Annotated in this window: 5 protein-coding genes; 3 read left to right on the top strand and 2 right to left on the bottom strand. The window is 71.5% G+C overall.

Going from position 1 to position 4,594, the window contains the following annotated elements:
- Nucleotides 1-70: 70 nt before the first annotated feature.
- The gene (locus GT042_RS30145) at nucleotides 71-1,051 is read right to left on the bottom strand and encodes an aldo/keto reductase (protein WP_161311864.1); all 981 of its coding nucleotides are present in this window, start codon (nucleotides 1,049-1,051) and stop codon (nucleotides 71-73) included.
- A 160-nt stretch (nucleotides 1,052-1,211) separates the two neighbouring features.
- Between GT042_RS30145 and GT042_RS30140 the strand changes: the two genes are divergently transcribed.
- Both GT042_RS30140 and GT042_RS30135 read left to right on the top strand, forming a co-directional pair.
- Nucleotides 1,212-2,264, top strand: a complete 1,053-nt coding sequence (locus GT042_RS30140; RefSeq protein WP_161311863.1) for an LLM class F420-dependent oxidoreductase — start codon at nucleotides 1,212-1,214, stop codon at nucleotides 2,262-2,264.
- 280 nt (nucleotides 2,265-2,544) lie between these two features.
- Complete coding sequence (locus GT042_RS30135) at nucleotides 2,545-3,330, top strand: ferritin-like domain-containing protein (RefSeq protein WP_161311862.1); 786 nt, start codon at nucleotides 2,545-2,547, stop codon at nucleotides 3,328-3,330.
- Between the two features lie 63 nt (nucleotides 3,331-3,393).
- Here GT042_RS30135 and GT042_RS30130 read toward each other — a convergent pair whose 3' ends face one another.
- Complete coding sequence (locus GT042_RS30130) at nucleotides 3,394-4,407, bottom strand: magnesium and cobalt transport protein CorA (RefSeq protein ID WP_345943976.1); 1,014 nt, start codon at nucleotides 4,405-4,407, stop codon at nucleotides 3,394-3,396.
- 68 nt (nucleotides 4,408-4,475) lie between these two features.
- Here GT042_RS30130 and GT042_RS30125 point away from each other — a divergent pair.
- Nucleotides 4,476-4,594, top strand: a 119-nt coding sequence (locus GT042_RS30125; protein ID WP_202534172.1) for a histidine phosphatase family protein, incomplete at its 3' end; no start/stop codon positions are given.

Below are 4,594 nucleotides of genomic sequence, written 5' to 3'. Positions count from 1 at the left end.
GCCCCGGCCCCCGCGCCCCCGGTCGCTTCCGGCGCGGTGTCCTCCACGGTCGTGGTGTCGCGGTCCGTACTCACAGCGTGCTCCAGTCCTGGTCCGGATAGCGGTGCACGGGCGCCGACACGTCGTCGAGCGCCTGGCAGATCTCGTCAGGAAGACTAAGGCTCTCCACTGACAAAGCCGCCGTGAGCTGCTGCGCGTTGCGCGCGCCCACGATCGGGGCCACCACCCCGGGGCGGTCCCTGACCCACGCCAGCGCCACCTCCAGCGGCGTCGCGGCCAGCCCCTCCGCCGCCGTCGCGACCGCGTCCACGATCCGGCTCGCCGCCTCGTCGAGGTACGGCTCCACGAACGGCGCCATGTCCGACGCGGCCCGGGAGTCCGCCGGGGTGCCGTGCCGGTACTTCCCGGTGAGCACCCCGCGGCCCAGGGGCGACGACGGCAGCAGCCCGATGCCCAGATCGATCGCGGCGGGCAACACCTCACGCTCCACGCCGCGTTGCAGCAGCGAGTACTCCATCTGCGTCCCCGCCAGCCGCGTACGTATACCGGGCGAGGCCAGCTGCCAGGTGGCGGCCTTGGCGAGCTGCCAGCCGCAGAAGTTCGACACGCCCGCGTACCGCACCCGCCCGCTGCTCACCGCGATGTCCAGCGCGTGGAGCGTCTCCTCCAGCGGGGTCGCCGCGTCGAACGCGTGGATCTGCCACAGGTCCACGTAGTCCGTCCCGAGCCGCGCCAGCGACGCGTCCAGCGCCGCCAGCAGGTGCCCTCGGGACCCGTCGAAGCGCCGGTCCGGGTCCGGCACGCTGCCGGCCTTCGTCGAGATGATCAGGTCGCGGCGCGGGACGAGCCGCTCGACCAGCTGCCCGAGCAGATATTCGGCCTCCCCGCCCCCGTACACGTCCGCGGTGTCGACCAGCGTTCCGCCCGCCTCCCAGAACGCCTTCAACTGGTCGGCCGCGTCGTGTTCGTCGGTGTCTCTTCCCCAGGTCAGGGTGCCGAGCCCGATCCGGGACACACGCAGGCCGGTACGGCCGAGATGCCTCTGCTCCATGGGCGCTGAGATTACTGGCCGGGGCCGCGCGCGGAGAGAGCCTGTGGACAACCTGCCCGGAGACCCTGTGGACAACCCGCCCCTGACGCGGCCCTGTTCCGCGCGCTAGAGTCCGGCGGACAGAGACGTTACTGGCGGGTAGACGAGCAAGGGAGTGGTTATGCGGCTCGGCATCAACCTCGGTTACTGGGGCGCGGGGATGGACGGCGACAACCTCGCGGTGGCGCAGGAGGCCGACCGGCTCGGCTACGACGTCTGCTGGGCCGCCGAGGCGTACGGCTCCGACGCCCCGACCGTCCTGGCCTGGGTCGCCGCCCACACGGAGAGCATCGACGTCGGCTCCGCGATCCTCCAGATCCCGGCCCGCCAGCCCGCCATGACCGCCATGACCGCCGCCACCCTCGACTCCCTCTCCGGCGGACGCTTCCGCCTCGGCCTCGGCGTCTCGGGACCGCAGGTCTCGGAGGGCTGGTACGGCGTCAAGTTCGACAAGCCGCTCGCCCGCACCCGCGAGTACGTCGAGATCGTCCGCCGGGCGATGTCCCGCGAGCGGCTCTCGTACGAGGGCGAGCACTGGACGCTGCCGCTGCCCGGCGGCCCCGGCAAGCCCATCAAGCTCACCGTCCACCCGGAGCGCGAGCACATCCCGCTCTACATCGCCGCGATCGGCCCGAAGAACCTGGAGCAGACCGGCGAGATCGCCGACGGCGCGCTGCTGATCTTCCCCTCCGCCGAACACCTGGAGGACACGGCGATCCGCCACCTCCGCGCCGGCCGTGAGAAGGCCGGCCTGACCATGGACGGCTTCGACGTCTGCCCGACCGTCCCGATCGCCGTCGGCGACGACATCACGGCGCTGGCCGACACCTTCCGCCCGTACACCGCGCTGTACGTCGGCGGCATGGGCAGCCGGAAGCAGAACTTCTACAACCAGCTCGCCCGGCGCATGGGGTACGAGAAGGAGGCGGCCGGGATCCAGGACGCGTACCTCTCCGGGGACAAGGCGGGCGCCGCCGCCGCCGTACCGCACCAGCTGATCGACTCGACCACCCTGCTCGGGTCCGTGGAGCGGATCGCCGACCGGATGAGCGCGTACGCCGCCGCGGGTGTCACCACGCTCACCCTCGCGCCGGCCGGCCTGACGCTCGACGAGCGGCTCGCGGCCCTGCGCGTCGGCACCGACGCCCTGGAGCGCGCGGACCTCGCCTCCTAGGGCGTCACGCGCCTCCTGGGACGAGGGCCCCGTACGACAACCCGGCGCGCCGCTCCGTAACCCGAACGGGCGAGGGAAGGTCTGCGGCCGTGGTGGGGGCTCGGGGGTCTTCCCCGCCACGGCCGTCACGTACAACAACGCGTGGAGCGGCCCTTCGGTTACGCCACCGGGGGCATCTCCACGCTCGTACGTCAGGCCGAGTCGGCCCCCGCTGCTGTTGCCTGTTGCCCTCCGCCCGCTTTGACTCGTTCTCGCGGACGCCTGTATGGAGGTGGCAGTGATGCTTTCGGCCCGAAGCCTGTTCCAGGAAATCCTGGACAACGATCGTTCGTTCCAGCTCTTCTGCTCCATCGCGGCGAGCGGCGAGACCCAGGGCGGCTGGGAGAACGGCCGTATCGCCGCCCTGCTCCCCGACCACATGCGGGACCTGGCCCCCAAGGTCACCCGGCACGGAGCCGACGAGGACAAACACGGCCGGATCTTCAACGCGCTCCTGAAGAAGCGCGGCCTGGAGCCGGTCGAGGTCCCCGACGACACCGACTACACGATGCTGCTGGAGCGCCGGGGCATCGGACTCGCCCACGACAAGCTGCGCCGCGACGAGCCGCTGACCGAGGACGACATCGTCGTGTACCTCGCGCACAGCCGGATCACCGAGCAGCGCGCGTCCGACCAGATGGTGATGCTGGTCAAGTACTTCGGCGACCACCCGGAGATCGGCAACGCCGTCCGGATGATCAGCGCCGACGAGGACAACCACCTCGCCTACTGCCACGAGGAGCTGCTGCGGCTGGCCCGCGCGGGCCACGGCAGGCGGATCCAGCGGGCCCTGCACGAGTGCGCGCTGGCCGAGATCCAGGTCTACCGCGAGGTGAGCCTCGCGGTGATGGCGAACATGGCGCGGCTGCTCGGCTGGTCCGCCGCCAGGTCCGCGATGCTCACCGCCGGGGTCCACGCGATGTACGCGTACGAGCGGGCGTTCGCCTGGCGCCGGATGGTCACGCTGTCCATGCCGGAGCGCCGCGACGCCCTGAGCGGCCCCCCGACCCCGGCGCCCGCCTACTGACCGGGGCGCCCGCGGAAGAGGCCGGTACCCACCTCGTGGGTGCCGGCCCCCGGCCCCGGCCCCTCAGAGCCAGCCGCGCCGCTTGAACGTGCGGTGCAGACCGAGGACGAGCGCCACCATGACCGCGAGCACGGTGGGATACGCCCACACGTACGTCAGCTCCGGCATGTGCTCGAAGTTCATGCCGTAGATGCCCGCGATCAGCGTCGGTACGGCGGCCATCGCGGCCCACGCCGAGATCTTCCGCATGTCGTCGTTCTGCCGCACGCCCATCTGCGCCAGATGCGCCGAGAGGATGTCGGAGAGCAGCCGGTCCAGCCCCTCGACCTGCTCGTTGGCGTGCAGCAGGTGGTCGTTCACGTCCCGGAAGAAGGGCCGCGAACGGTCGTGCACGAACGGCACCGAGCCGCCCGCCAGCCGGGCCATCGGCGCCGACAGCGGCACGGTCGCCCGCCGGAACTCCAGCACCTGCCGCTTGAAGCCGTAGATGCGGGCCGCCGTCGACTTGCTCGAGGTCGGCCGCGACGAACCGGACGAGCTGTCGCCGCCGTCCGGCGCGAACACCTCCGCCTCCAGCTCCTCCAGGTCGACCTGGAGCTCGTCGGCCACCTCCGTGTAGTGATCGACGACCTCGTCACTGACCGCGTACATCACCGCGGTGGGCCCGTGCTTGAGCACGGACGGATCGGCCTCCAGCCGCCGCCGTACCTCCCCGAGCGGCGAGCCCTCGCCGTGCCGGACGGTCACCACGAACGAGTCCCCGATGAAGATCATCAGCTCACCCGTGGTGACCGTGTCGCTCTTCTGCTCGTACTCCACGGGCTTGAGGACCAGGAACAGCGAGTCGTCGTACACCTCCAGCTTGGGTCGCTGGTGGGCGGTGAGGGCGTCCTCGACGGCGAGCGGATGCAGGCCGAACTCGCTGCTCACGAGCGAGAACTCGTCCTCCGTCGGCTCGTGCAGCCCGATCCAGAGGAACGCGTCCCCGTGGGCACGCGCCTGGTCGAGGGCGTCGGAGAAGTCGGCGGGCCCGTCGGTGCGGTGTCCGTCGCGGTAGATGGCACAGTCCACGATCACTGCCGCATTCTCTCCGCTCCGGGCCCCCGTACGCATCTTCGGCCTGCGGGCGCCTTACGCTGACGGGCATGGCCACGTTGATCCTCGTACGTCACGGACGCTCCACCGCCAACACCGCGGGGCTGCTCGCGGGCTGGACCCCCGGGGTCGCGCTCGACGAGCGCGGCGCGGCCCAGGCCGCCGCCCT

Origin of the sequence: Streptomyces sp. SID3212 (assembly GCF_009865405.1) — a bacterium.
GTDB lineage: Bacteria > Actinomycetota > Actinomycetes > Streptomycetales > Streptomycetaceae > Streptomyces.
Note: the sequence above shows the minus strand (reverse complement) of the source record. Positions and strands in the feature narration are given on the sequence as shown.